Below are 21,958 nucleotides of genomic sequence, written 5' to 3'. Positions count from 1 at the left end.
GCTAATTGTGATTCAAACGATTATTAAACTTATGGAATCTGGTACTTTGCCGGATGCGGTTATTCGGGCTGGTATTCGTAAGCTATGTCAGCAAAGGCTGGTTGATGAGCACGTCAATGACATTGAGGCTCAAGGTGAGCAGTACAATCGCTTTTTAGGAGAGTTACGCAATAGTGACATCGCTATTAAGACTGACAAGGCGAATGAGCAACACTATGAGGTCCCCGCAGATTTTTACAAGTTAGCGTTAGGAGAACATTTAAAATACAGCAGTTGCTTATGGAACGAAGATACACAAGACTTGACGGCTGCAGAAGCCAAGATGCTTGAGTTGTATACGGTTCGCGGTCAATTTGAGGATGGGCAAAAAATTTTAGAGCTTGGCTGTGGTTGGGGCTCTTTAACACTTTACCTCGCCGGGAAGTATCCAAATAGTCAGGTTACCGCGCTCTCTAACTCACATTCGCAGCGAGAGTTTATTATGAAGGAAGCTGAATTTAGAGGTTTAAGTAATATAGACGTTATTACTGTGGATATTAATGATTTCAAGACAGAGCAAAGGTTTGACCGTATAGTTTCAATCGAGATGTTCGAGCATGTACGAAACTACCAGAAGCTCTTTCAGAACATGGAGCAGTGGCTAGAAAAGCAAGGAAGATGTTTCATTCACATCTTCTGCCATCGATATTTGATGTACCCCATTGAAGAGGAAGGTGATGATAACTGGATGGGGAAGTACTTCTTCAGCGGAGGTCAGATGCCTGCCGCTGATACATTCTTGAATTTTCAGCAAGGATTGACCTTGGATAAACGATGGTTATTAAGTGGGCAGCATTATGAAAAAACCTCAAATGCTTGGCTTGAGAATATTGACCGCAAGAAAGAAACTGTATTAACACTATTTAAAAAAGTGTATGGTGAAAAAGAAGGAAAAATTTGGTTGCAGCGGTGGCGTATATTTTTCATGTCATGTGCAGAACTTTTCGGCTTAAACAATGGCAACGAGTGGCTAGTCGCTCACTATCGATTCAAGAAATCAACTAACGAAAATGGCTAAGAAGCAGAAGCGAATACACCATAAACTGATTAAGGCAATGCTGATTCAGCTTGTCCTAATTAGCGGTGTCACTCTGCTCAGCGTTTATGGCGCAGGAAAAGTTGTCGAAAAAGTTTTAATTAAACAGGCACTAGAGGGCGAAGCCGAATTTTATTGGCAACATTATGAGCAAGATCCCAATAGTAACCTGCCAAAAACGTTAAATTTAACGGGATATATGGAGCAAGAGGGCGATAAACAAGCTGTGCCAGAAGACCTAGCAAAGCTTCCTCTAGGCTATCAACGTCTTGAAACGCGGGAAAAGAGGCCGTTAGTGCACGTTTCTCAGCGACATGGGAAGAAACTTTATTTAGTTTTTGAAGAAGGTCAAGTAGCCAAACTTGCTCTTTTCTTTGGTATAACACCCCTCGCCTTGGTCTTACTCATTATTTACCTGCCTGCATGGATCAGTTATCACATGGCCAAACGCGCTGTTTCGCCAGTGATAAAGCTATCGAGGAAGATGGAAAGTGTGGATGGTCATGAAGGCTTTGAAATCGATTTTTCTGATATCGAAAGGGATGCCAATGCCGAAGTTGATGTACTACTTAACGCCTTTAAGAAGTACGCCAAACAGGTTGAGGAGTATGTGGAAAGAGAAAAAAACTTTACGCGCTACGCTAGTCATGAATTGAGAACGCCGTTAGCAGTTTTAAAGGGATCTTTGTCGGTGCTCGATCGGCAAGACTTGAGCGAGCGTCAGCAAACGGTAGTGGATCGAATGCATCCCATGATTAAGGATATGGAAGGATTACTCGAAGCTCTGTTGCTTTTGTCGCGTGATCAAACGCCCGAAATTTCAGACAAGCCAGTTTTGCTCAATGACCTAGTCGAACAGCAATTAAGGCAAATCGAGAAAATTAATGTCGGCAAAGATATTAATGTCACTACTGTTTACCAAGATCAGATCAAAGCCAAAGTTTCAAAGCGCCTCTTTTGTATTTGTCTCAATAACATCATTAGTAATGCATTTAATTACACTGACAAAGGTGAATTAGTAATTACTCTGAGGGGACGCGATATAATAGTTGAAGACACGGGTTGTGGTATTCATCCAGATGCATTAAAACGCGTTTATGAGCCCTTTTTTCGCGAAGATCGTGAAAGTATGAAAGTGAAAGGCTTTGGGCTTGGGCTACCAATTGTTAATAGAGTCTGTCAGCAAATGGACTGGAAACTGTCTATAGAAAGCGAGAAGGGTAAAGGTACTAAAGTAACGCTCACGGTGCCTGAAAGCGTGTCCTAGACTGCTGAGCTTACTTATTGTCTGGCGGCACTATTTTTAGACCTAAACTCGGGACCGTGTGAAGTAGTGCATTATCAAATGGTTTATCGATGACTTTGCGTAAATTGTATAAGTGACTCCGCAGAACATCGCTATCAGGTACTAAGTCACCCCACAGCTCGCGCTCGATTTCTTCTCTGGAAACGAGCTCAGGGGAGCGGCGCATCAAGACTTTGAGTATTTGTAATCCCGTTGGCGATAGCTTCAAGTTTTTACCGGCGCGGGTAACAGTCATGGTTTTAAGATCGAGCTCAAGATCGTGTATCTTTAAAGGCTTACTGCTGAAGTCGCCCTTGTGACGCTTAATGATAGAGTTGAGACGAGCATTCAACTCTTCAAAATCAAACGGCTTAATTAAGTAATCGTCTGCACCAGTATCGAAACCTTCCAGTTTATCTTGCAGCTGGTCACGCGCTGTTAGCATGAGAATAGGGATATCAGACTTGGCTTCTTGGCGGACTTTGCGACAGATGTCATAGCCACTCATGCTCGGTAACATGACATCTAGGATTAAGGCGTCGTAGCTGTTTTTTAGAGCTAGATTTAAGCCTGTTTGACCGTCGTTGGCATAGTCCACGATATAACCGCAAAGTTCCAAAAACTCTCCAGTCGTTGCTGCCAATTCAGCATGGTCTTCAACCAGTAAAACGCTATAGGCCACTCGTGACTCCTTAATTATTTCTCACAGTCCGGATGATTACTTGGGTAATACGATCTTTACATCATCAGAGCGACGATACAGAGCAACTACATGGCCGATAACTTGAACTTCTTGTGCTTTGGTTTTTTTGCAAATTTCAGTGATCATCGCCTTTTTGTCATCACGCTCTTCAGTACGAATGCGAACCTTAATCAGTTCGTGGTGATTAAGAGCAAGATTGATCTCTTCTAATACGTTTTCAGTTAACCCTTTATCACCGATCATCACGACGGGCTTAAGTTTGTGCGCTTTGCTACGCAAAAATTTTACTTGAGTTTTGCTTAACGGCTTGTTTGTTTGTGACATTTAATAGACTTAATGGTTATGAATTGCGGTTATTTTACCTTAAAAACGGTACAATAGAGACTAGTTTTAATCAATACAAGTATTTTTCTAAGCTATGTCACGAACAAAAAGCAGCCAGCGCTGGATGAAGGAGCATTTTGACGATCCTTATGTCAAAAAGTCGCAAAAAGACGGGTATCGTTCGCGTGCTGTCTACAAGCTGGAAGAGCTTGATCTCAAATATCGCCTTATAAAGCCGGGTTGTACTATAGTCGATCTAGGGGCTGCTCCTGGCGGGTGGTCACAATACGCTGCTTATAAGGTTGGTAGTAAAGGCAAAATCTTTGCGTTAGACATACTGCCGATGGATCCCTTACCCGATGTGTCTTTTATTCAAGGCGATTTCAGGGAGGAATCCGTGCTTAATGAGCTGATGGCTTTGATCGGTGAAGAAAAAGCGACCCTTGTATTATCGGACATGGCCCCCAATATGAGTGGGATGGATGCTATTGATCAGCCCAAAGCAATGTACCTTGCTGAACTGGCATTAGAGCTAGCGCGAGATGTCTTGGCACAGGGTGGCAGTTACGTGGTTAAAGTATTCCAGGGCGAAGGTTTTGACGAATATATTAGGCAGTGCAAAGACTCTTTTGCTAAGGTCATGATTCGCAAACCAGACGCCTCTAGAGCTCGCTCCAGAGAAGTCTATGTGGTTGCACAAGGCTTTAAAGGCTAAATTAGCGGGTGTTAGGCAATATTTAAATAAGTATTGCTAGAAAAACATTATGGAAATAATTACGTTTTGTTAAGATACTGGCTTGATTTTATGCCAATTTATGCAGTAATTGGGCTTACCAATCTCATAAAGCGTGGCATAATGCTGAGTCAGTAAGTAAAGACAGGTAACTGTCGGAGTTGAGGTCAAATTTTGAGCGATTTAGTAAAAAATATTCTATTTTGGGTTATAGCGGCAGTGATTTTGTTTGTCGTTATCGATGCTATTCAGGAGAAGCAGCTAGACGATAGTAAAATCGCATTCTCTGAGTTTGTTGAAAGGATTGAAGCAAAACAGGTGGATAATGTCATTATTGACCCTAATACTGGTACGGTTTCAGGTCAAGATTCAGGCTCGAGTCGCTCGATTAATGCCGAAATCCCTCCTGGTGGCCACGAAAAGCTGAATGAAATTCTTCTAGATAATAAGGTTCAGTATTCGGGTAAAAAGCGCGAAACAGGCGGTTTCGGTACCTTCTTATTAAGCTTCGGCCCAATCCTATTATTAATTGCTGTCTGGATTTATTTCATGCGCCAAATGCAAGGCGGTGGTAAGGGTGGCGGTGCACTTTCCTTTGGTAAAAGTAAAGCTCGCATGTTGAGTGAAGATCAGGTTAAAACCACTTTCGCAGATGTTGCTGGTGTAGAAGAAGCCAAAGAGGAAGTAGGCGAGTTAGTCGATTTCTTACGTGATCCACGTAAGTTCCAACGTCTAGGTGGTAAAATTCCACGTGGCGTTTTAATGGTAGGCCCTCCTGGTACGGGTAAAACCTTATTAGCACGAGCCATTGCAGGCGAAGCTAAAGTTCCTTTCTTTACGATTTCAGGCTCTGACTTCGTAGAAATGTTTGTTGGTGTTGGTGCTTCTCGTGTTCGTGATATGTTCGAGCAAGCGAAGAAACACGCGCCATGTATTATTTTTATCGACGAGATTGATGCTGTGGGTCGCCATCGTGGCGCAGGACTTGGTGGTGGCCATGACGAGCGCGAGCAGACTTTGAACCAGTTATTGGTTGAAATGGATGGCTTTGAAGGTGGTGAAGGTGTCATTGTCATTGCTGCTACCAACCGTCCAGATGTCTTAGACCCCGCTTTATTGCGTCCAGGCCGCTTTGACCGTCAAGTAATCGTTGGTTTGCCTGATATAAAAGGCCGTGAGCAAATCATCAAAGTCCATATGAGAAAGATTCCAGTGGATGACGATGTTGAGCCGAGTTTGATTGCACGTGGTACGCCAGGATTCTCCGGAGCTGATTTAGCCAACTTAGTAAACGAAGCTGCGTTATTCGCTGCTCGTGATAGTCGACGCACTGTTGGAATGGAGCAGTTTGAAAAAGCTAAAGATAAAATTTTAATGGGTGCAGAACGTCGCTCAATGGTGATGACGGAAGAAGAAAAACTGAATACTGCTTACCATGAAGCGGGGCACGCAATCGTTGGTCTTCGCGTCCCGAGCCATGATCCTGTGTATAAGGTCAGCATTATTCCTAGAGGCCGTGCGCTTGGTGTAACCATGTACTTGCCTGAGCAAGATCGCTACTCCTTGTCTAAAGAAGCGCTGGAAAGTCAGCTGTCTTCTTTATTTGGAGGGCGCATTGCCGAAGAAATTCTGAATGGGCCTGAACAAGTTACTACAGGTGCTTCTAATGATATTGAGCGCGCCACTGATATTGCACGTAATATGGTGACTAAGTGGGGCTTATCAGAAAAGTTAGGGCCTTTATCGTACGCAGAAGATGAAGGTGAAGTATTCTTAGGGCGCTCGGTCACTCAGCATAAGAATATTTCTGATGATACGGCTAGAATTATTGATGCCGAAATTAGAGAGTTTATCGACCGCAACTATGATCGCGCTAAGAAAATTCTAAATGAAGAAATCGATAAGTTGCATGCTATGGCGCAAGCGTTAATGAAGTACGAAACCATTGATGCCAAGCAAATTGAAGACATTATGAAAGGCGAAGAGCCGAGACCTCCTGCTGATTGGTCTGATAAAAACACTCAAGATAGTCGTCAGGATGACACGCGTGAGGAAAATCGCAGAGAGCAAGCATCTGCTCAAGAGCCTGCCGATAATCATACCGAAAACGACCGTTCTTAAGATGATTATGACAAGGGCCTCAAGGGGCCCTTTTTTCATGATCATAGAACTGGAAAGACAATAATGAGTAAACTGACAAAACTGCTATTACAGCCTAAACCCCTGGTTATGGGGATTCTAAATACAACCCCAGACTCATTTTCAGATGGTGGACGATTTCTCGATAGAGCCTCAGCAGAAGCCCAAGTGCTGACGATGTTAGAATCGGGTGCCGACATTATCGACATCGGTGGTGAGTCTACGCGGCCAGGGGCGGCGGAAGTTTCTGTGCAGCAAGAGTTAGAACGTGTTTTACCTATGATTGAGTGTGCCAAACAAAATGGCGCCATTGTTTCTGTTGATACTAGTAAACCAGAAGTGATGCAGGAAGCGTTAAAATACAAGGTCGATATAATCAATGATGTGCGTTCATTAACAACACCTGGTGCCTTAGAAGCTGTAGCTAACTCAAATGCTTACACCTGCATTATGCATATGCAGGGGGAGCCACAAACCATGCAGCAGAATCCGCAATATGACAATGTTGTTAGTGAGGTTCAGGATTCATTAATAAAACGTATTGCAGAATGCGAGGCAGAAGGGGTTTCACAACAAAGAATAATTATTGACCCAGGCTTTGGTTTTGGTAAAACTTTAGAGCACAACTGCCAATTAATGAGGCAATTAATGAGTTTCAATAAAATTGGCTGCCCTATATTGGTTGGTGTCTCTAGGAAAACCATGATTGGGCAAATTTTGGATAAAGATATAGCTGAGCGAGGTTTAGGTAGTGTTGTCGCTGCTTCTTATGCCGCGCTGAACGGAGCGAAGATTTTACGCGTGCATGATGTTGAGGAAACGGTGCAGGCAATGAAAATTATAAACGCTTTTCAATAACGATAAATAAAAATAGGAATTAAAGTGAGCAACAGAAGATATTTTGGTACTGACGGTATTCGAGGCACTGTAGGGGAGTTTCCAATCACGCCTGAGTTTGTTTTGAAGCTTGGTTGGGCATTGGGACAAGTGCTAGGCAATAAAGGAAAGGTTGTCATTGGCAAAGATACCCGAATATCAGGTTATATGTTTGAGTCAGTATTGCAGGCAGGTTTAACGGCAGCTGGTGTTAATAGTATGTTAGTGGGGCCAATGCCAACCCCGGCAATTGCATATTTAACCCGAACCTTTAGAGCCGATGCTGGGATTGTTATTAGTGCCTCTCATAACCCTTACCATGACAATGGCATCAAATTCTTTTCTGCGGATGGTACCAAGTTCCCTGATGAAGTAGAACTTGAAATAGAGGCTTTGCTCGATAAAGAGATGACGGCTCAGGAAAGTCATAAGCTGGGTAAGGCCTATCGATTGGAAGATGCATCGGCACGTTATATTGAATTTTGTAAAGCCAGTTTTCCGAATAATTTGACATTAAAAGGACAGAAACTGGTGGTAGATTGTGCACATGGAGCAACGTATCACATAGCACCTTATGTGTTTAAAGAGTTAGGTGCCGAGGTTATTAAGATCGGATGTGAGCCAAATGGATTAAACATTAATTTAGACTGCGGAGCCACAGACACAAAGGCGCTTTCTAATGCTGTGTTAGAACATAACGCCGATTTAGGCATTGCGTTCGATGGTGACGGTGACCGCGTCATGATGGTCGATAAGAAAGGTCGACTCGTAAATGGTGATCAACTGATTTGGGTTTTAGCAAAATCGCTGAACAAGAATGATAAAGACTTTAGTGGTGTTGCTGGGACTTTGATGACGAACATGGCAATCGAAGTGGATTTTAAGAAACACAATATTGACTTTGAAAGAACCAATGTTGGTGACCGTTATGTGATGCAGTCGTTAAAGAAGAACGGTTGGAAGCTTGGCGGCGAATCTTCAGGGCATGTAATATGTTTAGATTATAACTCTACGGGTGACGGTATTATTTCAGCGTTGCAGGTCCTAAAGGCTTTAAATAACGAAGGGCAGACATTAGAGCAATTTGCTGAAAGCCATCCGTTATTTCCGCAAACGTTAATCAATGTCAGAGTTAAAGATGCGGATGAAATTTTATCAAAGTCTGAGTTACAAGCAGTGATAAAAGACGTTGAAACTCAACTTAGTGATAAAGGTCGCGTACTTATCCGAAAGTCTGGGACCGAGCCTCTAATACGAGTTATGGTTGAAGCAACAGACCTAGAGCTATCAAAAAATAGCGCGAAACACATAGCTGACAAGGTGAAGGAGCTTATTTAGAATATTGTAAAATTGTTCAAAGTTACGTATATTTCTGAGTGTAAGTTATTGTTTCATGTATAATAGCTGTACTCTTTAAATTCAGAAAACAAAAGGAAGAGGGCAAAGTTATGAAGAAGAAGTTAATAGCAGCAGCTTGTTTGTTGGCCTTAGGTTCAACAGCATACGCTGGAGAAGGTGAAGTACAAGACCGTCATGGTTTTTATGGCTATGTAGGTATTCACGATTTAGATTTAGATGTATATCGTCAAACTAACGAAAGAATCGGAAGTGATTTTGGTTTCGGTTGGGCGTTAAACAAGAACTGGCAAGTTGAAGGCTTGTATAGCTATACAGACGATGCTTATAACAACGCAATCGGTGCGCGTACAGACATCATAACTTACGGTTTAGATGTTATGTATAACGATACGGATTGGATGGGTAGCACTCAAACACACCCATTCTTAAAAGTGGGTTACGGTAAGCACGAAGATAAGTACGACGTGTATCATTCTGATTTTGAAGACGAGTTCTACAAAGTTGGTTTAGGTATACAGCACTTCGCTAATGACAACGTATTTTTACGCGTTGGTTATGACTTCCTAGATTCAGGAGAGCGTGGCGATGACAAAATGGCTTATTTCAACATTGGTTACTTCTTTGGTGATACGGTTCGCGCAGGCGCTCCAGCACCTAAAGTAGAGCCAAAGAAAGAAGCTAAAGACTCTGACGGTGATGGCGTACTAGACGCTGACGATCGTTGTCCAGGTACTCCAGCCGGTGCTGCAGTAGACGCATACGGTTGTGCGCTTGATAGTGACGGTGACGGTGTAGCGGATTACAAAGATGCATGTCCTGGTACTGAAGCTGGTGCCAAAGTTGACGAGCGTGGCTGTAAAGTTGAGCCGAAAGAAGAAGTTGTCGTTGACATGCGTTTGAACTTTGACGTTGATAAGTACCAAATCAAACCAGAAATGGTTTCTGAAATTGCGAAAGTTGCAGAGTTCTTGCGTCAATATCCTGGCGTAAATGCTCAAATCCAAGGTCACACAGATAGCACTGGTTCTAACCAATACAACCAAGGCTTATCTGAGCGTCGTGCAGGTGCAGTAAAAGATTACCTAATCAATAACTTCGGTATTGATGGTTCTCGTTTAAGTGCTGTAGGTTATGGTGAAGAGCGTCCAATCGCAGATAACTCAACTGCTGAAGGTCGTGCCCTTAACCGTCGTGCAGAAGCACACGCAGAAACTAAGAAATAATTACTTTTAGTAGTTATGATAGTAACAAAGCCCAGCAACTGCTGGGCTTTGTTTTTTATAGGAAATAGGCTACTATCAAATGAAGCGTAATAACTATAAAGCTAAATTTTAAAAGGAGCCGCCTATGCTAAAATCAGTCACAGTACGTGATTATATGACTTCAGCAATGATTACTTTGAAGCCAGAAACTGATGTCGTTGAAGCTGCACAAACGATGATGGAATACAGACTTACCGGTGCACCTGTTGTTGACGACCACAATCGCTTGGTCGGCTATTTATCAGAAAAAGATTGTTTACACACTGTGTTAAGTGCGATTTACCACGGTGACCTAGGTGATCAGGTTGTTGATAGGATGGCGAAGGAGGTCCGTACAGTACATCCTGATGATAATATAGCGGATGTCGCTGAAAGATTTTTAGAAGATAGCTGTAGAATGTATCCAGTGGTCGAAAAGAGCCAACTTGTTGGTATGATTTCAAGACAAAGTATTCTTAAAGCCTTCCAACACTTCTCTTAACCAGTCACTGCCATTCAAATTAAATAAAGCAAAAGAGTAATTCTTAGGAATTACTCTTCGATTACTGTAATATCTAAACGGTGTTCATTATTGCGCATACGCGCACGCTTTTTCGCGCACGGCTTGTCGCAGTCGCAGGCTTTTTCAATACCAAGCGCATCCAGTCCGCCACAACTACCGCTTATACGCTTTTGCTGAAAAATATAACCAACGGCCATAATTATGATGACGCCAATAAAAAGTGCAAAAGCTAATAAAAATGTACTGCTCATAATGACTCTAATATCTCGTTAAGTGGGTGTATTTTATCATACTCCAATGACGAATATACAGTTTAAAAAACACACAACCTGTGATGTGATTTATCTGCAATATCAAGGATTAAGATTGCTGTGAAGTTTAGTGTGTCAAAATATAGCTACCGAACTGATCATTACTATGAGTGTTAGCCTCTTCATCCTGCTTATTACTATGTTCGACAATAAATACAGGTAGATCAAGGCGGTTAGCTAACTCTAGTGAGCGCTCGACTCCCATCACCGAAAAAGCTGTTGCATAAGCATCAGCGTACATATTCTGTGAGTGTATCACTGAAACAGAGGATAAAGTATGCTCGACAGGATAGCCGGTCTCAGGATCGATAGTATGTGAAAAACGCTTTCCATCAACAGTATAGTAGTTACGATAGTCACCAGATGTAGCGATAGAGGTATCTGTGAGACCCACCACAAGCATTTCACGCTGCGAGAGAGAGGATGGGTTTTCTACTGCGACTCGCCAAACGGTAGAGCTAGGGTTGCGTCCTTTGGCTTTTGTCTCGCCGCCAATCTCAACTAAGTAATCAAAAACGCCATGCTGTTCCACGATATGGGCTACACGATCGACGCCATAACCTTTTGCGATGGCCGATAAGTTAATCGTAATTTCTGGTAATCTCTTACTGATACATTGATTAGTGAAATCATAATTAAGTTTATTGGTACCGACTTTAGCTAATAGAGAGTTCACCTCAACTGAAGTAGGTACTTTTTCGTCATACTCTTCTACGTTGAATCCCCAACGTGAAATAAGAGGACCCATAGTAATATCAAAAGCTCCATTAGTGGCATGGTAGACTTTCTGTGCAGCGACAAGCACTTCCCAACTTTTGTCTGAGAAATGAAAGCATGAATCATCTTTTAAAGAATTAAATCGGTTAATTTCGCTGTCAGGTATGTACGTAGACATAAGCTGATTAATATCTTTGAGTTCCGTTTCTATATCTTCGTATACGGCTTCAGGAGAAGCTGTATCTGACTTAAGGATAACGCTGTAGGTCGTGCCCATAGTAGAGCCCGTAATTTTACTGTATGGAATGTCCTGTGAGCATGAAATACAGAGCAGACTAAGTATGGTAAGAAGTATAGTGCGCATAATCATAGTACCTAAGCGAGTAAGTATGTAATCGTGAAAAGCAGAAACAAAAAAGGCGACCCTAAGGCCGCCTATTTTAAAAGAGTTAGTAGTGATTAGCCACCAAAGTCATCGAGTAAGATGTTCTCTGGCTCCACGCCTAAATCTTCTAGCATTTTGATACATGCCGCGTTCATCATTGGAGGTCCACACATATAGAACTCACAATCTTCAGGGGCTGGGTGATCTTTCAAATAGTTATCATACAAGACATTATGGATAAAGCCTGTATAACCTTCCCAGTTATCTTCAGGTTGTGGATCTGAAAGGGCCACGTGCCATTCGAAGTTCTCGTTTTCGCGAGCTAGCATGTCGAAATCTTCTACATAGAACATTTCACGTTTGCTACGTGCACCATACCAGAAGGTCATTTTACGCTTAGACTTCAAACGACGAAGTTGATCGAAAATGTGAGAGCGCATAGGTGCCATACCTGCACCACCACCAATAAAGACCATTTCAGCGTCTGTATCTTTAGCGAAGAACTCACCATAAGGACCAGAAATAGTTACCTTGTCGCCTGGTTTAAGTTTCCAGATATATGATGACATTTTACCCGCTGGTAAGGACATATCGCGTGGCGGAGGCGTTGCAATACGAACGTTCAGCATGATAATGCCTTCTTCCTCTGGGTAATTCGCCATAGAGTAGGCGCGAATCACTTCTTCTTTTGATTCGGCTTCTACGTCAAATAACTTAAACTGCTCCCAGTCTGGACGATACTCTTCAGGAATATCAAACTCACTGTACTTCAATTTGTACGGAGGACATTCGATTTGAATATAACCACCAGCGCGGAAAGGAACACTTTCACCATCGGGAATACGTAAAACAAGCTCTTTAATGAAAGTGGCTTTGTTATCATTAGAAATAACTTCACAGTCCCACTTCTTAGTACCGAAAACTTCTTCTGGTACTTCGATTTTCATGTCTTGTTTAACAGCAACTTGGCAAGAAAGACGGTAACCTTCGGCGGCTTCCTTCTTTGTGATATGGCTTTCTTCTGTTGGAAGAATTGAGCCACCACCTTCAGTTACTTTACATACACACTGGCCACAAGTACCGCCGCCACCACAGGCAGATGATACGAAGATACCGTTGTTGGCTAGTGCACCGAGTAGTTTACCGCCAGCTTCAGTAGTAATAGATTTATCAGCGTCGTCATTGATGTTAATTGTAACGTTACCAGTAGCTACTAGCTGCTTACGTGCGAATAGAATAATCATCACAAGCGCTAGAATCACTATGGTAAATAAGGCAACGCCTAGAATAATTTCACTCATTGGTTGTTTCCTTATAGATTACAATTTAATACCAGAGAATGACATGAAGCCGATCGCCATTAATCCAACAGTGATAAAGGTAATACCTAAACCACGTAAGCCATCTGGAACATCTGAATACTTCATTTTCTCACGAATACCAGCCAAAGCTGCGATTGCTAGGGCCCAACCAAAACCTGAACCAAGGCCAAATACAACAGACTCAGCAAAGTCGTAGTCACGCTCTACCATGAATAGTGAACCACCCATGATGGCGCAGTTAACCGTAATCAATGGCAGGAAGATACCTAGCGATTGGTATAACGCTGGGAAGAACTTGTCTAAAGTCATTTCCAAGATCTGTACCAATGCCGCGATAACGCCGATATAGACAATCAAACCCAAGAAGCTTAAGTCAGCCTCCGGGAAGCCTGCCCACGCTAAAGCGCCGTCAGCCAAAAGGTAATGAACCAATAAGTTGTTCACTGGAACGGTAATGGTTTGCACGATGATAACCGCGATGCCAAGACCAATTGCAGTTTGAACTTTCTTAGAAACCGCTAAGAAAGTACACATTCCCAGAAGGAATGCCAATGCCATGTTTTCTACGAAAACAGAGCGGATAAATAATGATAAATAATGTTCCATTATTCTTTATCCTCCACTTGGTCTTTTTTCCAAGCACGTAGTGCCCAGATAAGGAAACCAATAATAAAGAATGAACTTGCTGGAAGAACCAACATACCGTTTGTCTCGTACCAACCACCGTTTGCGGTAGAAGGCAAGATTGTATAACCCAGTAACTCACCTGAGCCGAATAGCTCGCGAATGATACCGACTACAATCAATAGCACAGAGTAACCAAGACCGTTACCGATACCATCAAGAAGGCTCATGAATGGACCATTCTTCATAGCGTAGGCTTCGGCACGACCCATAACGATACAGTTGGTAATAATTAAGCCAACAAAGACCGATAGCTGCTTAGATACTTCATAGGCGTATGCCTTAAGTACCTGATCAACCAAGATTACTAATGACGCGATAATCGTCATTTGCACGATGATTCGAATACTTGATGGAATCTGCTTACGAATCATACTGATCAGCATGTTCGAAAGAGCAACAACCACAGTAAGAGCCAAACTCATTACTAAAGCTGTTTCAAGCTTACTCGTAACCGCTAGCGCAGAGCAGATACCTAGTACCTGCAAAGCAATCGGGTTGTTATTGAAAATCGGTGAAAATAAGACCGATTTGGCTTCTTGTTTATCAAATGCCATCTTAAATTTCTCCCGCTCTTACACGTTCCAAGAATGGACCGAAGCCATCCTCGCCTAACCAGTAGTGAAGTGTGTTCTCAACACCGTTACTGGTTAAGGTTGCACCTGAAAGGCCGTCTACTTGGTTTTCAGTTTGAGCCGAGCCTTTAACTAGCTTAATTACTGGCTCACCTTGCTCATTTAGAACCTGCTTATTTGGCCACTGTGACAACCAAGTTGGGTTTTCAATCTCGCCACCAAGCCCAGCTGTTTCACCTTGCTCGTAATATTTAAAGCCAACAACAGTTTTAGTATCAGGCTCAAGAGCTAGGAAACCATACATAGTCGACCATAGGCCATAACCGTGTACTGGTAGTACGATAGTGTCGAGTTCGTCACCATTGTGAACTAAATAAACGTTCGCAAACTGTGAGCGACGCTTAATACCAGCGATGTCTGCTTGGCCCTGTAAAACCTTGTTAGTTTTTGGGTCTTTAGCAAATTTACGTTGGTTAAAGCCTTTAGGAGGCTCAATGAACTCCCCCGTTGATAAATCAACAACTTTCGTTTCTACCTGCTTAAATAGCTCATCAATCTCAGACTGAGTGCCACCTTGCTCAAGCAAACGTGCTGCAATCAAAATATTACGCTTACGATCGAGTTCTTTATTTAGCTCTTGTTGTGGCTTTAGCTGAATCGCAGCAAAAGATACGACTACAGAGCAAACCAAACTCAAGACAACTGCGACAACAATCGTTTTGATAGGACTTTCTTTCTTAGACATTACGACGAGTCCTCCGTTTGATGTTCGCCTGAACCACAAAGTGGTCGATTAACGGCGCAAATAAGTTAGCGAATAGGATGGCCAACATCATACCTTCTGGGAAGGCTGGGTTGACGACACGAATCATCACAACCATAAAGCCGATTAGGGCACCAAATATCCATTTACCTTTGTTAGTCAGTGACGCAGATACAGGGTCTGTAGCCATGAAGAACATACCAAAGGCAAAACCACCTGTAACTAAGTGCCAGTACCAAGGCATTGCAAACATCGCATTCGACTCACTACCGATACCGTTGAGGATATAGCTGGTAGCAATCATGCCAAGAAGTACGCCAAGAACAATACGCCATGAAGCGATTCGCATGTAGATAATGAATAAACCACCGATCATCAACATTAATGTTGAAACTTCACCAATAGAGCCAGGAATGCGCCCCATGAAAGCGTCCCACCAGCTTGCGTTGATGCTGTAGTCAGTGATAGTGCCAGCCGCTGCAGCCGCTAATGGCGTCGCACCTGAGTAGCTGTCGACAGCTGCCCAAACGGTTTCACCAGAAATATCTGCTGGGTAGGCGAAGAAAAGGAAGGCGCGACCTGCTAATGCTGGGTTCATGAAGTTCTTACCAGTACCACCGAAGATTTCTTTGGCGACAACCACACCGAAAGAAATACCTAAGGCAACTTGCCACAACGGGATTTTAGCTGGAAGAATCAGAGCGAATAGCACTGAGGTAACAAAGAAGCCTTCGTTAATCTCATGTCCGCGAACTGTGGCGAAAAGCACTTCCCAGAAGCCACCGACAATAAATGTCACGGCATAAATTGGTAGGAAGAAACAAGCGCCGTAGAACATAAGGCCAAAGATTCCAGTGTCAGGCGTAATAGCGCCGCCCATGAACTGGAAGAAGTCAACTTGCCACATATCAGGAAGGCTCATACCTGCCTGTAATGCAATTTGAGCTTGATAACCGACGTTCCACATACCCCAGAACATGGCAGGGAAAGTAGCGAACCACACCATGATCATGATACGTTTTAAGTCGATATTATCTCGAACGTGGGTAGCGCCTTTAGTGACGTGACCCGGAGTGTAGAAAATCGTAGCTGCTGCTTCGTAAAGCGCATACCACTTTTCCCACTTACCGCCTTTCTCAAAATGCGGTTCATTCTTTTCAATTAAATTCTTTAAACCCATCTTAGCCATCCTTCTCAATCTTAGTCAGATTTTCGCGGAGAATTGAGCCAAATTCGTATTTGCCTGGGCAAACGAATGTACATAAAGCAAGATCTTCTTCGTCCAGCTCTAGGCAACCAAGTTGCTGGGCTGTATCGGTGTCGCCACATACTAATGCGCGGATTAGTTGCGTCGGCAGGATATCAAGAGGAAGAACACGCTCATAGTTACCAATTGGCATGATTGCGCGGTGTGAACCACCCGTAGAAGTGTTTAATTTGAACTTCTTTTTAGGGAAGATATGACCTAGGAAAGCACGAGTTACTGAGAACTTGTCGCTTCCTGGCATAGCCCAGCCAAAGAATTCTTTTTCACGTCCTTCAGGGATAACGGTAACCTGGTTATGATAGCGACCAACAAAACCACGAGCTTCAACCGCATTCACTCCGTTCAAAACAGAACCAGCGATTAAGCGATTGTCGTTATCATTGATTTCGTTCTGCAGTAGCTCATCAACGTTAGCGCCTAGACGAGTACGAACCAAGCGAGGGTTTTTAACTTCAGTACCACCTAAAGCAATAATGCGCTCTACAAAAAGCTCGCCATCCGCAAATAAACGACCAAGTGCGATAACGTCTTGGTAACCCATGTGCCAAACAACGTTTTCCGCTGATGCTGGACATAAGTGATGGATGTGTGTACCAACCAGTCCCGCAGGGTGTGGGCCGGAGAAGCTTTCATAGTTTACTTTAGCGTTAGATGACTTCTCAATGTTGGAGTCGGCTTTTGTAGCGACGAAGACTTTGTCTTCAGCCAGTTGAGCCAAGATATCCAAACCCAGATTAAAGTCAGCGTTACGCTCTTTAATAACCACTTCTGGATCGCCCGCTAAAGGATTAGTATCCATTGCGCTAACAACGATCGACTTAGTGGTCGAATCAATTGCTGGAACTTTCGAGAATGGGCGGGTACGCAAACCAGTCCACATGCCAGACTCAACCATTTGATCAACAATGGCTTGACGGTCAAGGCTTGAGATTTGGTCCGCAGAATATTTGTTAAAAGACACGGCTTCTTCTTGCTCTGCGATTTCAACCACAACGGAAAGCAACTTTCGCTTTGCACCGCGGTTTACAGCAGAAATAGTTCCTGCCGCAGGAGCTGTGTATTTTACCCCGGGAGTTTTCTTGTCTTCGAAGATTAACTGGCCTTTCTTAACTTGATCACCAACCTGAACGTGCATGGTCGGTTTCATGCCAACATAATCTTCGCCTAAGATGGCGACGGTTTTGACCGTAGCACCAGTTGAGATCGTTTGCTCTGGCTTTCCCTCTAGAGGAAGATCCAGGCCTTTTTTAATCTTAATCATAGGTCGCTACTTAAATAATACCTGATGGTTGTCACTTCAATAATTGCAACGTCATCTTGACCAAAAACAAAAACCTGGCGTACAGCACTCTGTAACCAGTCTAATCTATTGTTTTTTGGTCTATTTCCATTACAATCGCTCAACATTGAGGTCAAAAAATGTTCAATAACCTCAAACGGCGCGTATTATACTTGGATCAGAGCGGTAAAATCCATGATTTTCGGGATAAAACCAAGGATTGAACTTAAAATCTCTAAATCTTAAGCAACAATGCTTGTGTTAAAGCCAAGGCTCGGTTAATATTTGCGCCCTTTTGTAAAAAGGTGGGTTTCTTATTGTCCGGGCTTTGAGCGTTGCAAATTACTCAGTATCCCCACGTCAGTAAGTAGCTAACAGTCTTAGTTTAAGAGGTGTGAAGTGCGCAAAACCTTGATCGCAGGAAATTGGAAAATGCACGGTAATCTAGACTCCCTAGAGAGCTTGGTTAGTGGCATCAAAGGTCAGTTAGATAATAGTTGGCAATGCGATATACTTGTCTGTCCACCTTTTATACATATAGACAGAACGATTCAGCTGACTAAAGGCAGTAAGATTGCCGTTGGTGGTCAGAATCTTTCAGAGCAAGACCAAGGGGCTTTCACTGGCGAGATTAGTGGTGACATGCTCAAAGATATAGGCTCAAAATACGTTTTAGTGGGCCACTCAGAGCGTCGAAGCCTTTATCATGAGACTAACGATTTAGTAGCGGCTAAATACGCTAAAGCTCTAGAAGCCGGATTAACCCCTGTATTATGTGTGGGTGAGACGCTTGAGCAGCGTGAAAGCGGCACTACTATGGATGTGGTTAAAGCTCAAATTGATGCGGTGCTGTCCTTTTATCAGGACAACGCAGAGGGTTTAGAAAAGCTTGGCCAAGGCGTTATTGCTTATGAGCCTGTTTGGGCTATCGGCACTGGTGTCACGGCAAGCCCAGAGCAAGCGCAAGACGTACATGCTTCCATTCGTCAGTATTTATCAGAAATGAATGAAGCGGTTGCGGATAAAGTACAGATTTTATATGGCGGTAGTATGAAAGCAGCAAACGCTGAGCAATTACTAGCGCAAAAAGACATTGATGGCGGTTTAATAGGGGGAGCATCCCTAAAAGCCGATGAGTTTATCGCAATTTGTAAAATTGCAGGTTAAGAGAAGCAGGTTAAGAGTATGGAATTATTTTTAATGATCAGTCTGTTAGTAGTAGCTCTACTATTGATTGGTATTATTTTGATCCAACAAGGTAAAGGTGCCGAGATGGGAGCCTCTTTTGGTTCAGGAGCCTCGAGTACACTATTTGGAGCACCAGGTTCAGGTAACTTTTTGACTAAAAGTACCACAATATTGGCAATTATCTTCTTTGCTATAGCGCTTGCGATTAGCGCGATCAATAACAACGAAGAAGCCAACAAATCTAGCCTTGTTGACGCTGCTGCTCAATCTGAGCAAACTGGCGAATCAGCTCGTTCAGCGGAAATCCCAAGCGAAACTAGTGAAGAAATCAGTACAGAAATTCCTGCTGAAACAAAAGTTGAGATAAGCACAGAGATCCCAACAGCTGATAAAGACCAAGATACAATCGCTGAGTCTATCGATGCCGCAGCAGAAGATGCTGAACAGTCAAAAGACGGCGATAACTAAAAGACTTTTTTAGCTCAGGTGGTGGAATTGGTAGACACGCTATCTTGAGGGGGTAGTGGCCGTAGGCCGTGCGGGTTCAAGTCCCGCTCTGAGCACCAAAGTTTTAAATCAAGACGCCTTAGGGCGTCTTTTTTTATGCTTTGAGTTTTTCGACATTAAGGCTCTTTGAGCATATCTTTTAGCGAAAGGTGATTAAAAAAGTCATTATCAAGACATAGCTCGAGCTGTTGTAACCAACGTAAAAGTTGACTTTTAGCTTGGCTAGTTAGGGCAGACAATCTGGTATCACTACTATTAAACCATAGTAGCTCAAGAAGAGAGCCAAGTTTTATTGATATAAGATTATTGGGGATACTCGCTGTGGGGACTGATAACGCCTGGTGTGCAAGGCTTTGAAAGCGTCTTAGTTGACTATGAGTGATAGACATTTTCTCGGCGATGACCGTGCTACCTAAGAGTTCAGCAAGGTCTTGAATGGTTTTGATATTGAAGTGGCTCAGGGCTTGTTTGTACTTTTTACCAATACCACTAAGTTTATCGACAGAGGTAGTCGCAAGGAATTGCGATACATAGCTCGGGAGAATGTGGTTTTTGTCGGTTATCGAGTCTAGGCTAGTTGTATCGGTAGGACTATAGCTTACATCAATCAACCATCCCTTTTCAGCTGGAGGAAAGCGCTCTGTATTAAGTGTAATTTTATTGTCTTCGTTAGTTTGAGCACTTTGGCCCATGCGAACCCGAACATTAGAAAGCTTTATACCAGGACTGCTACCATAAACCTCGGCACTCGTAACCGCAGTCGCAATCTCGCCGTGGATCAGTAACACAATGTCTTCAACAGTAAAGTCAGTCATATTCGAACACTAGCGGATTGTTTTAAAATTAAGCTCGACTTCGCTAAAGATGTTAGCTTTTGTTTCAACATCTTGAGGCGACTTATTACTGGCGGGCTTAACTGTTAACCTAACTTGTTTATTGATATTAGGCTTTAAAATACCAACAAAACGGTTTATCGGTTGAATGGGCTCTAATTTATTCGTTAAGGCTAGTTTGGAAGTGGTCGCTACATGCAGCTTACCCTTCGATAAACTATGAATAGACGCGTTTGAGGTATTAGATTCTTTACCCTGGCTATCAGGGTTCTCTTTGGCGGAATCCCCATTAGCAATATTTGTACTAAAAGTTAACTTAGCGTTAATTTTGCCACTGTCGACTACAATGTTGGATAGGCCCTGTTCGATAAGTTTGGTCATGATGTTGCGTTTTTGAACCGCATAGGGCGTGGCTGCTTTGCGGTAGATTTTCAAGACCCCAGCGTCCGTCAAAGTTTTACTCTTACTATGATAATCAGATTTAGACAACTTTACGCCGAGCTTTTCAAATACAGCCGGGAACTCAGGAGTATTTCCAGATGCAGGCTGGTAAGGAGCACCTGAGTAGATAGCATGTAGCTGGTCATCATTATTCGCGGGAAAGTGCTCCGCTAAAAGTTCATCCACTTGTTGAATAAAAGAATCTTGCTGTAATAGGTGGTCGATAAAAGAGTCCTGAGGTAAGATCATGAGCTCTTGAAGTTCATTGAACTTTTCTTGTTGCTCCGCTTGAGAGGTCACTACCGCATCGAAGACCTCTGAAATGAGTTTCGCCACAAACTCGGCGAAACCCATATCGATAGGAGTTAAATTATCATTAGACATTTAACTAACCTTCATTTTGGTCTAAGGGTAAATAGTCGGTTTTGAAATTAATAAACACACGACCGTAAATTTGAACACTGCTACTTGAACGATCAACATCCGTTTTAGTGGCTGTAGAAATTTTGACACTATTGTAAGACGTTGAAGCAGATGCCTTGACCCAACCGGAAAGTAAACCTCCAGTTTTTGCTTTAGCTCTAAAGTTGAAGTCCTTACGTTGATAATCCGTAGAACGATTTTGATAGTAAGAAGAGCCATAGGTATTGAAGGTGAGACGTGTTTCAATTTCACCGTTTTCAACAACAAGTCGCAATAAGCCTTGCTTAACCATTTCTTTAAGCAAGGTATATTTGTCAGCCGACAAACGGTTTGCCACGGCATCGAGAATACTTTGAAATTTATTCTCGGTGACATTGCCGGCAGCTGCGACTTTATTATCAGAAGCAATGTCCGCATCTTTAACTTCCAAAGCATCGTTCAGCGAGCTGGCTTGTTGAGCAGTTAAGGAATCGCCAATCTTTAGATCCGGATTGTTGTTATCACTGTCTGCCCCAAGCACTCTGCCTAGGAACTGTAATAACATTTCTCCACTAATATCATCGCGGGTGTCGTTGATAAAAGTTTTGAGGTTTTTGCTAGTTTGCTTTAAAAGCTCAACGTAAGCTTCAGTTTGTCGTAGATTTGAAGCAATGAGTGAGTCAAAAACATCACTAACGAGCTTTGTGGTGAATTCCGGAAAGCCAATTTCCGGTAGGTGGGTGGCCAGTTCGACGGCCTCTTTTGATCCAGACATACTATACTCCTTGTATTCGTTCTGGTGAAAAACAAAATCCTTTGTATAAAATTTATGCTAGTCCAAGGATGAGCTTCTGTCAACGTATGCAAAAGTGACTTATTAACGAAAGTTGAGGAGGTTGCTAATATTTCCTGTGCTATTTTATGTGGGAAAAATTAAATGACGTTCAATAAATATGTTAAAAAAGTTGACGACGAATAGAGCATTAATCATGTTTGTTTTCTTTACAGAAAGTCATGTGTCATGGA

The 21,958-nt window shown here is 42.8% G+C and carries 23 protein-coding genes and 1 tRNA gene; 11 read left to right on the top strand and 13 right to left on the bottom strand.

Annotated features, from left to right (window positions below):
- The first annotated feature begins 31 nt into the window (after positions 1-31).
- On the top strand, positions 32-1,057 hold the full coding sequence (locus tag ABD128_RS06245; protein WP_343989369.1) for an SAM-dependent methyltransferase: 1,026 nt from the start codon (positions 32-34) through the stop codon (positions 1,055-1,057).
- The gene (locus ABD128_RS06240) at positions 1,050-2,342 is read left to right on the top strand and encodes a sensor histidine kinase (protein ID WP_343988118.1); all 1,293 of its coding nucleotides are present in this window, start codon (positions 1,050-1,052) and stop codon (positions 2,340-2,342) included. The genes ABD128_RS06245 and ABD128_RS06240 overlap by 8 nt, the downstream gene beginning before the upstream one ends.
- Positions 2,343-2,352: 10 nt before the next feature.
- Here the strand turns inward: ABD128_RS06240 and ABD128_RS06235 are convergent, their stop codons facing one another.
- Positions 2,353-3,042 (bottom strand): response regulator transcription factor, encoded by a 690-nt coding sequence (locus tag ABD128_RS06235; RefSeq protein WP_343988115.1) that lies wholly within the window; start codon positions 3,040-3,042, stop codon positions 2,353-2,355.
- Positions 3,043-3,078: 36 nt separating this feature from the next.
- Positions 3,079-3,387: a ribosome assembly RNA-binding protein YhbY gene (gene yhbY / locus ABD128_RS06230; RefSeq protein WP_343988112.1), complete on the bottom strand. Its 309-nt coding sequence runs from the start codon at positions 3,385-3,387 to the stop codon at positions 3,079-3,081.
- A gap of 94 nt (positions 3,388-3,481) precedes the next feature.
- Between yhbY and rlmE the strand changes: the two genes are divergently transcribed.
- The 6 genes from rlmE (at position 3,482) to ABD128_RS06200 (ending at position 10,237) form a co-directional block, all read left to right on the top strand.
- Positions 3,482-4,102 (top strand): 23S rRNA (uridine(2552)-2'-O)-methyltransferase RlmE, encoded by a 621-nt coding sequence (rlmE, locus tag ABD128_RS06225; protein ID WP_343988109.1) that lies wholly within the window; start codon positions 3,482-3,484, stop codon positions 4,100-4,102.
- A 192-nt stretch (positions 4,103-4,294) separates the two neighbouring features.
- Positions 4,295-6,241 (top strand): ATP-dependent zinc metalloprotease FtsH, encoded by a 1,947-nt coding sequence (gene ftsH, locus ABD128_RS06220; RefSeq protein WP_343988106.1) that lies wholly within the window; start codon positions 4,295-4,297, stop codon positions 6,239-6,241.
- 63 nt (positions 6,242-6,304) lie between these two features.
- Positions 6,305-7,117 (top strand): dihydropteroate synthase, encoded by an 813-nt coding sequence (folP, locus tag ABD128_RS06215; protein ID WP_343988103.1) that lies wholly within the window; start codon positions 6,305-6,307, stop codon positions 7,115-7,117.
- A 24-nt stretch (positions 7,118-7,141) separates the two neighbouring features.
- Complete coding sequence (gene glmM, locus ABD128_RS06210) at positions 7,142-8,473, top strand: phosphoglucosamine mutase (RefSeq protein WP_343988100.1); 1,332 nt, start codon at positions 7,142-7,144, stop codon at positions 8,471-8,473.
- 110 nt (positions 8,474-8,583) lie between these two features.
- Entirely contained in the window at positions 8,584-9,717 is a 1,134-nt protein-coding gene (locus ABD128_RS06205; protein WP_343988097.1) for an OmpA family protein, read from the top strand.
- Positions 9,718-9,841: 124 nt separating this feature from the next.
- Positions 9,842-10,237, top strand: a complete 396-nt coding sequence (locus tag ABD128_RS06200) for a CBS domain-containing protein (RefSeq protein ID WP_110199743.1) — start codon at positions 9,842-9,844, stop codon at positions 10,235-10,237.
- Positions 10,238-10,287: 50 nt separating this feature from the next.
- Here ABD128_RS06200 and nqrM read toward each other — a convergent pair whose 3' ends face one another.
- The 8 genes from nqrM to ABD128_RS06160 all read right to left on the bottom strand — a co-directional run bounded on the left by nqrM (position 10,288) and on the right by ABD128_RS06160 (position 17,543).
- The gene (gene nqrM / locus ABD128_RS06195; protein ID WP_110199741.1) at positions 10,288-10,509 is read right to left on the bottom strand and encodes a (Na+)-NQR maturation NqrM; all 222 of its coding nucleotides are present in this window, start codon (positions 10,507-10,509) and stop codon (positions 10,288-10,290) included.
- A gap of 127 nt (positions 10,510-10,636) precedes the next feature.
- Positions 10,637-11,650, bottom strand: coding sequence for an FAD:protein FMN transferase (locus ABD128_RS06190; protein ID WP_343988091.1), 1,014 nt, complete (start codon positions 11,648-11,650; stop codon positions 10,637-10,639).
- A 95-nt stretch (positions 11,651-11,745) separates the two neighbouring features.
- Positions 11,746-12,972, bottom strand: a complete 1,227-nt coding sequence (gene nqrF, locus ABD128_RS06185) for an NADH:ubiquinone reductase (Na(+)-transporting) subunit F (RefSeq protein WP_343988088.1) — start codon at positions 12,970-12,972, stop codon at positions 11,746-11,748.
- A gap of 18 nt (positions 12,973-12,990) precedes the next feature.
- Entirely contained in the window at positions 12,991-13,599 is a 609-nt protein-coding gene (nqrE, locus tag ABD128_RS06180) for an NADH:ubiquinone reductase (Na(+)-transporting) subunit E (protein WP_110199735.1), read from the bottom strand.
- A complete protein-coding gene (locus ABD128_RS06175; protein WP_343988084.1) occupies positions 13,599-14,234 on the bottom strand; it encodes an NADH:ubiquinone reductase (Na(+)-transporting) subunit D in 636 nt (211 codons plus the stop codon). Before ABD128_RS06175 ends, nqrE begins: the two co-directional genes overlap by 1 nt.
- Before the next feature lies 1 nt (position 14,235).
- Positions 14,236-14,997, bottom strand: coding sequence for a Na(+)-translocating NADH-quinone reductase subunit C (locus ABD128_RS06170; protein ID WP_343988081.1), 762 nt, complete (start codon positions 14,995-14,997; stop codon positions 14,236-14,238).
- The gene (locus tag ABD128_RS06165) at positions 14,990-16,195 is read right to left on the bottom strand and encodes an NADH:ubiquinone reductase (Na(+)-transporting) subunit B (RefSeq protein WP_343988078.1); all 1,206 of its coding nucleotides are present in this window, start codon (positions 16,193-16,195) and stop codon (positions 14,990-14,992) included. The genes ABD128_RS06170 and ABD128_RS06165 overlap by 8 nt, the downstream gene beginning before the upstream one ends.
- Before the next feature lies 1 nt (position 16,196).
- Positions 16,197-17,543: a Na(+)-translocating NADH-quinone reductase subunit A gene (locus ABD128_RS06160; protein WP_343988075.1), complete on the bottom strand. Its 1,347-nt coding sequence runs from the start codon at positions 17,541-17,543 to the stop codon at positions 16,197-16,199.
- Positions 17,544-17,960: 417 nt separating this feature from the next.
- On the opposite strand from ABD128_RS06160, the gene tpiA reads away from it, so the two are divergent.
- The 3 genes from tpiA to ABD128_RS06145 all read left to right on the top strand — a co-directional run bounded on the left by tpiA (position 17,961) and on the right by ABD128_RS06145 (position 19,315).
- A complete protein-coding gene (tpiA, locus tag ABD128_RS06155; RefSeq protein WP_343988072.1) occupies positions 17,961-18,728 on the top strand; it encodes a triose-phosphate isomerase in 768 nt (255 codons plus the stop codon).
- An 18-nt stretch (positions 18,729-18,746) separates the two neighbouring features.
- Complete coding sequence (gene secG / locus ABD128_RS06150) at positions 18,747-19,217, top strand: preprotein translocase subunit SecG (protein ID WP_343988070.1); 471 nt, start codon at positions 18,747-18,749, stop codon at positions 19,215-19,217.
- A gap of 12 nt (positions 19,218-19,229) precedes the next feature.
- Positions 19,230-19,315 (top strand) — tRNA-Leu (locus ABD128_RS06145).
- Between the two features lie 57 nt (positions 19,316-19,372).
- On the opposite strand, the gene ABD128_RS06140 is transcribed toward ABD128_RS06145, so the two are convergent.
- Genes ABD128_RS06140 through ABD128_RS06130 form a run of 3 tightly spaced genes read right to left on the bottom strand, consistent with a single transcriptional unit; the run spans position 19,373 to position 21,707 of the window.
- Entirely contained in the window at positions 19,373-20,071 is a 699-nt protein-coding gene (locus tag ABD128_RS06140; RefSeq protein ID WP_343988067.1) for a hypothetical protein, read from the bottom strand.
- Between the two features lie 9 nt (positions 20,072-20,080).
- Complete coding sequence (locus tag ABD128_RS06135) at positions 20,081-20,914, bottom strand: hypothetical protein (RefSeq protein ID WP_343988065.1); 834 nt, start codon at positions 20,912-20,914, stop codon at positions 20,081-20,083.
- 4 nt (positions 20,915-20,918) lie between these two features.
- Complete coding sequence (locus ABD128_RS06130; protein ID WP_343988061.1) at positions 20,919-21,707, bottom strand: hypothetical protein; 789 nt, start codon at positions 21,705-21,707, stop codon at positions 20,919-20,921.
- Positions 21,708-21,958 lie beyond the last annotated feature (251 nt).

Source organism: Kangiella japonica, from assembly GCF_039523535.1.
GTDB classification, from domain to species: domain Bacteria; phylum Pseudomonadota; class Gammaproteobacteria; order Enterobacterales; family Kangiellaceae; genus Kangiella; species Kangiella japonica.
Note: the sequence above shows the minus strand (reverse complement) of the source record. Positions and strands in the feature narration are given on the sequence as shown.

Coding starts and splice junctions, on each gene's coding strand:
- secG (WP_343988070.1), top strand. CDS start 18,747: ATGGAATTATTTTTAATGATCAGTCTGTTAGTAGTAGCTCTACTATTG.
- ABD128_RS06200 (WP_110199743.1), top strand. CDS start 9,842: ATGCTAAAATCAGTCACAGTACGTGATTATATGACTTCAGCAATGATT.
- folP (WP_343988103.1), top strand. CDS start 6,305: ATGAGTAAACTGACAAAACTGCTATTACAGCCTAAACCCCTGGTTATG.
- ABD128_RS06190 (WP_343988091.1), bottom strand. CDS start 11,650: ATGCGCACTATACTTCTTACCATACTTAGTCTGCTCTGTATTTCATGC.
- ABD128_RS06130 (WP_343988061.1), bottom strand. CDS start 21,707: ATGTCTGGATCAAAAGAGGCCGTCGAACTGGCCACCCACCTACCGGAA.
- ABD128_RS06140 (WP_343988067.1), bottom strand. CDS start 20,071: ATGACTGACTTTACTGTTGAAGACATTGTGTTACTGATCCACGGCGAG.
- ABD128_RS06135 (WP_343988065.1), bottom strand. CDS start 20,914: ATGTCTAATGATAATTTAACTCCTATCGATATGGGTTTCGCCGAGTTT.
- ABD128_RS06165 (WP_343988078.1), bottom strand. CDS start 16,195: ATGGGTTTAAAGAATTTAATTGAAAAGAATGAACCGCATTTTGAGAAA.
- ABD128_RS06170 (WP_343988081.1), bottom strand. CDS start 14,997: ATGTCTAAGAAAGAAAGTCCTATCAAAACGATTGTTGTCGCAGTTGTC.
- nqrE (WP_110199735.1), bottom strand. CDS start 13,599: ATGGAACATTATTTATCATTATTTATCCGCTCTGTTTTCGTAGAAAAC.
- ABD128_RS06240 (WP_343988118.1), top strand. CDS start 1,050: ATGGCTAAGAAGCAGAAGCGAATACACCATAAACTGATTAAGGCAATG.
- ABD128_RS06175 (WP_343988084.1), bottom strand. CDS start 14,234: ATGGCATTTGATAAACAAGAAGCCAAATCGGTCTTATTTTCACCGATT.
- ABD128_RS06160 (WP_343988075.1), bottom strand. CDS start 17,543: ATGATTAAGATTAAAAAAGGCCTGGATCTTCCTCTAGAGGGAAAGCCA.
- yhbY (WP_343988112.1), bottom strand. CDS start 3,387: ATGTCACAAACAAACAAGCCGTTAAGCAAAACTCAAGTAAAATTTTTG.
- rlmE (WP_343988109.1), top strand. CDS start 3,482: ATGTCACGAACAAAAAGCAGCCAGCGCTGGATGAAGGAGCATTTTGAC.
- ABD128_RS06245 (WP_343989369.1), top strand. CDS start 32: ATGGAATCTGGTACTTTGCCGGATGCGGTTATTCGGGCTGGTATTCGT.
- nqrF (WP_343988088.1), bottom strand. CDS start 12,972: ATGAGTGAAATTATTCTAGGCGTTGCCTTATTTACCATAGTGATTCTA.
- nqrM (WP_110199741.1), bottom strand. CDS start 10,509: ATGAGCAGTACATTTTTATTAGCTTTTGCACTTTTTATTGGCGTCATC.
- ABD128_RS06205 (WP_343988097.1), top strand. CDS start 8,584: ATGAAGAAGAAGTTAATAGCAGCAGCTTGTTTGTTGGCCTTAGGTTCA.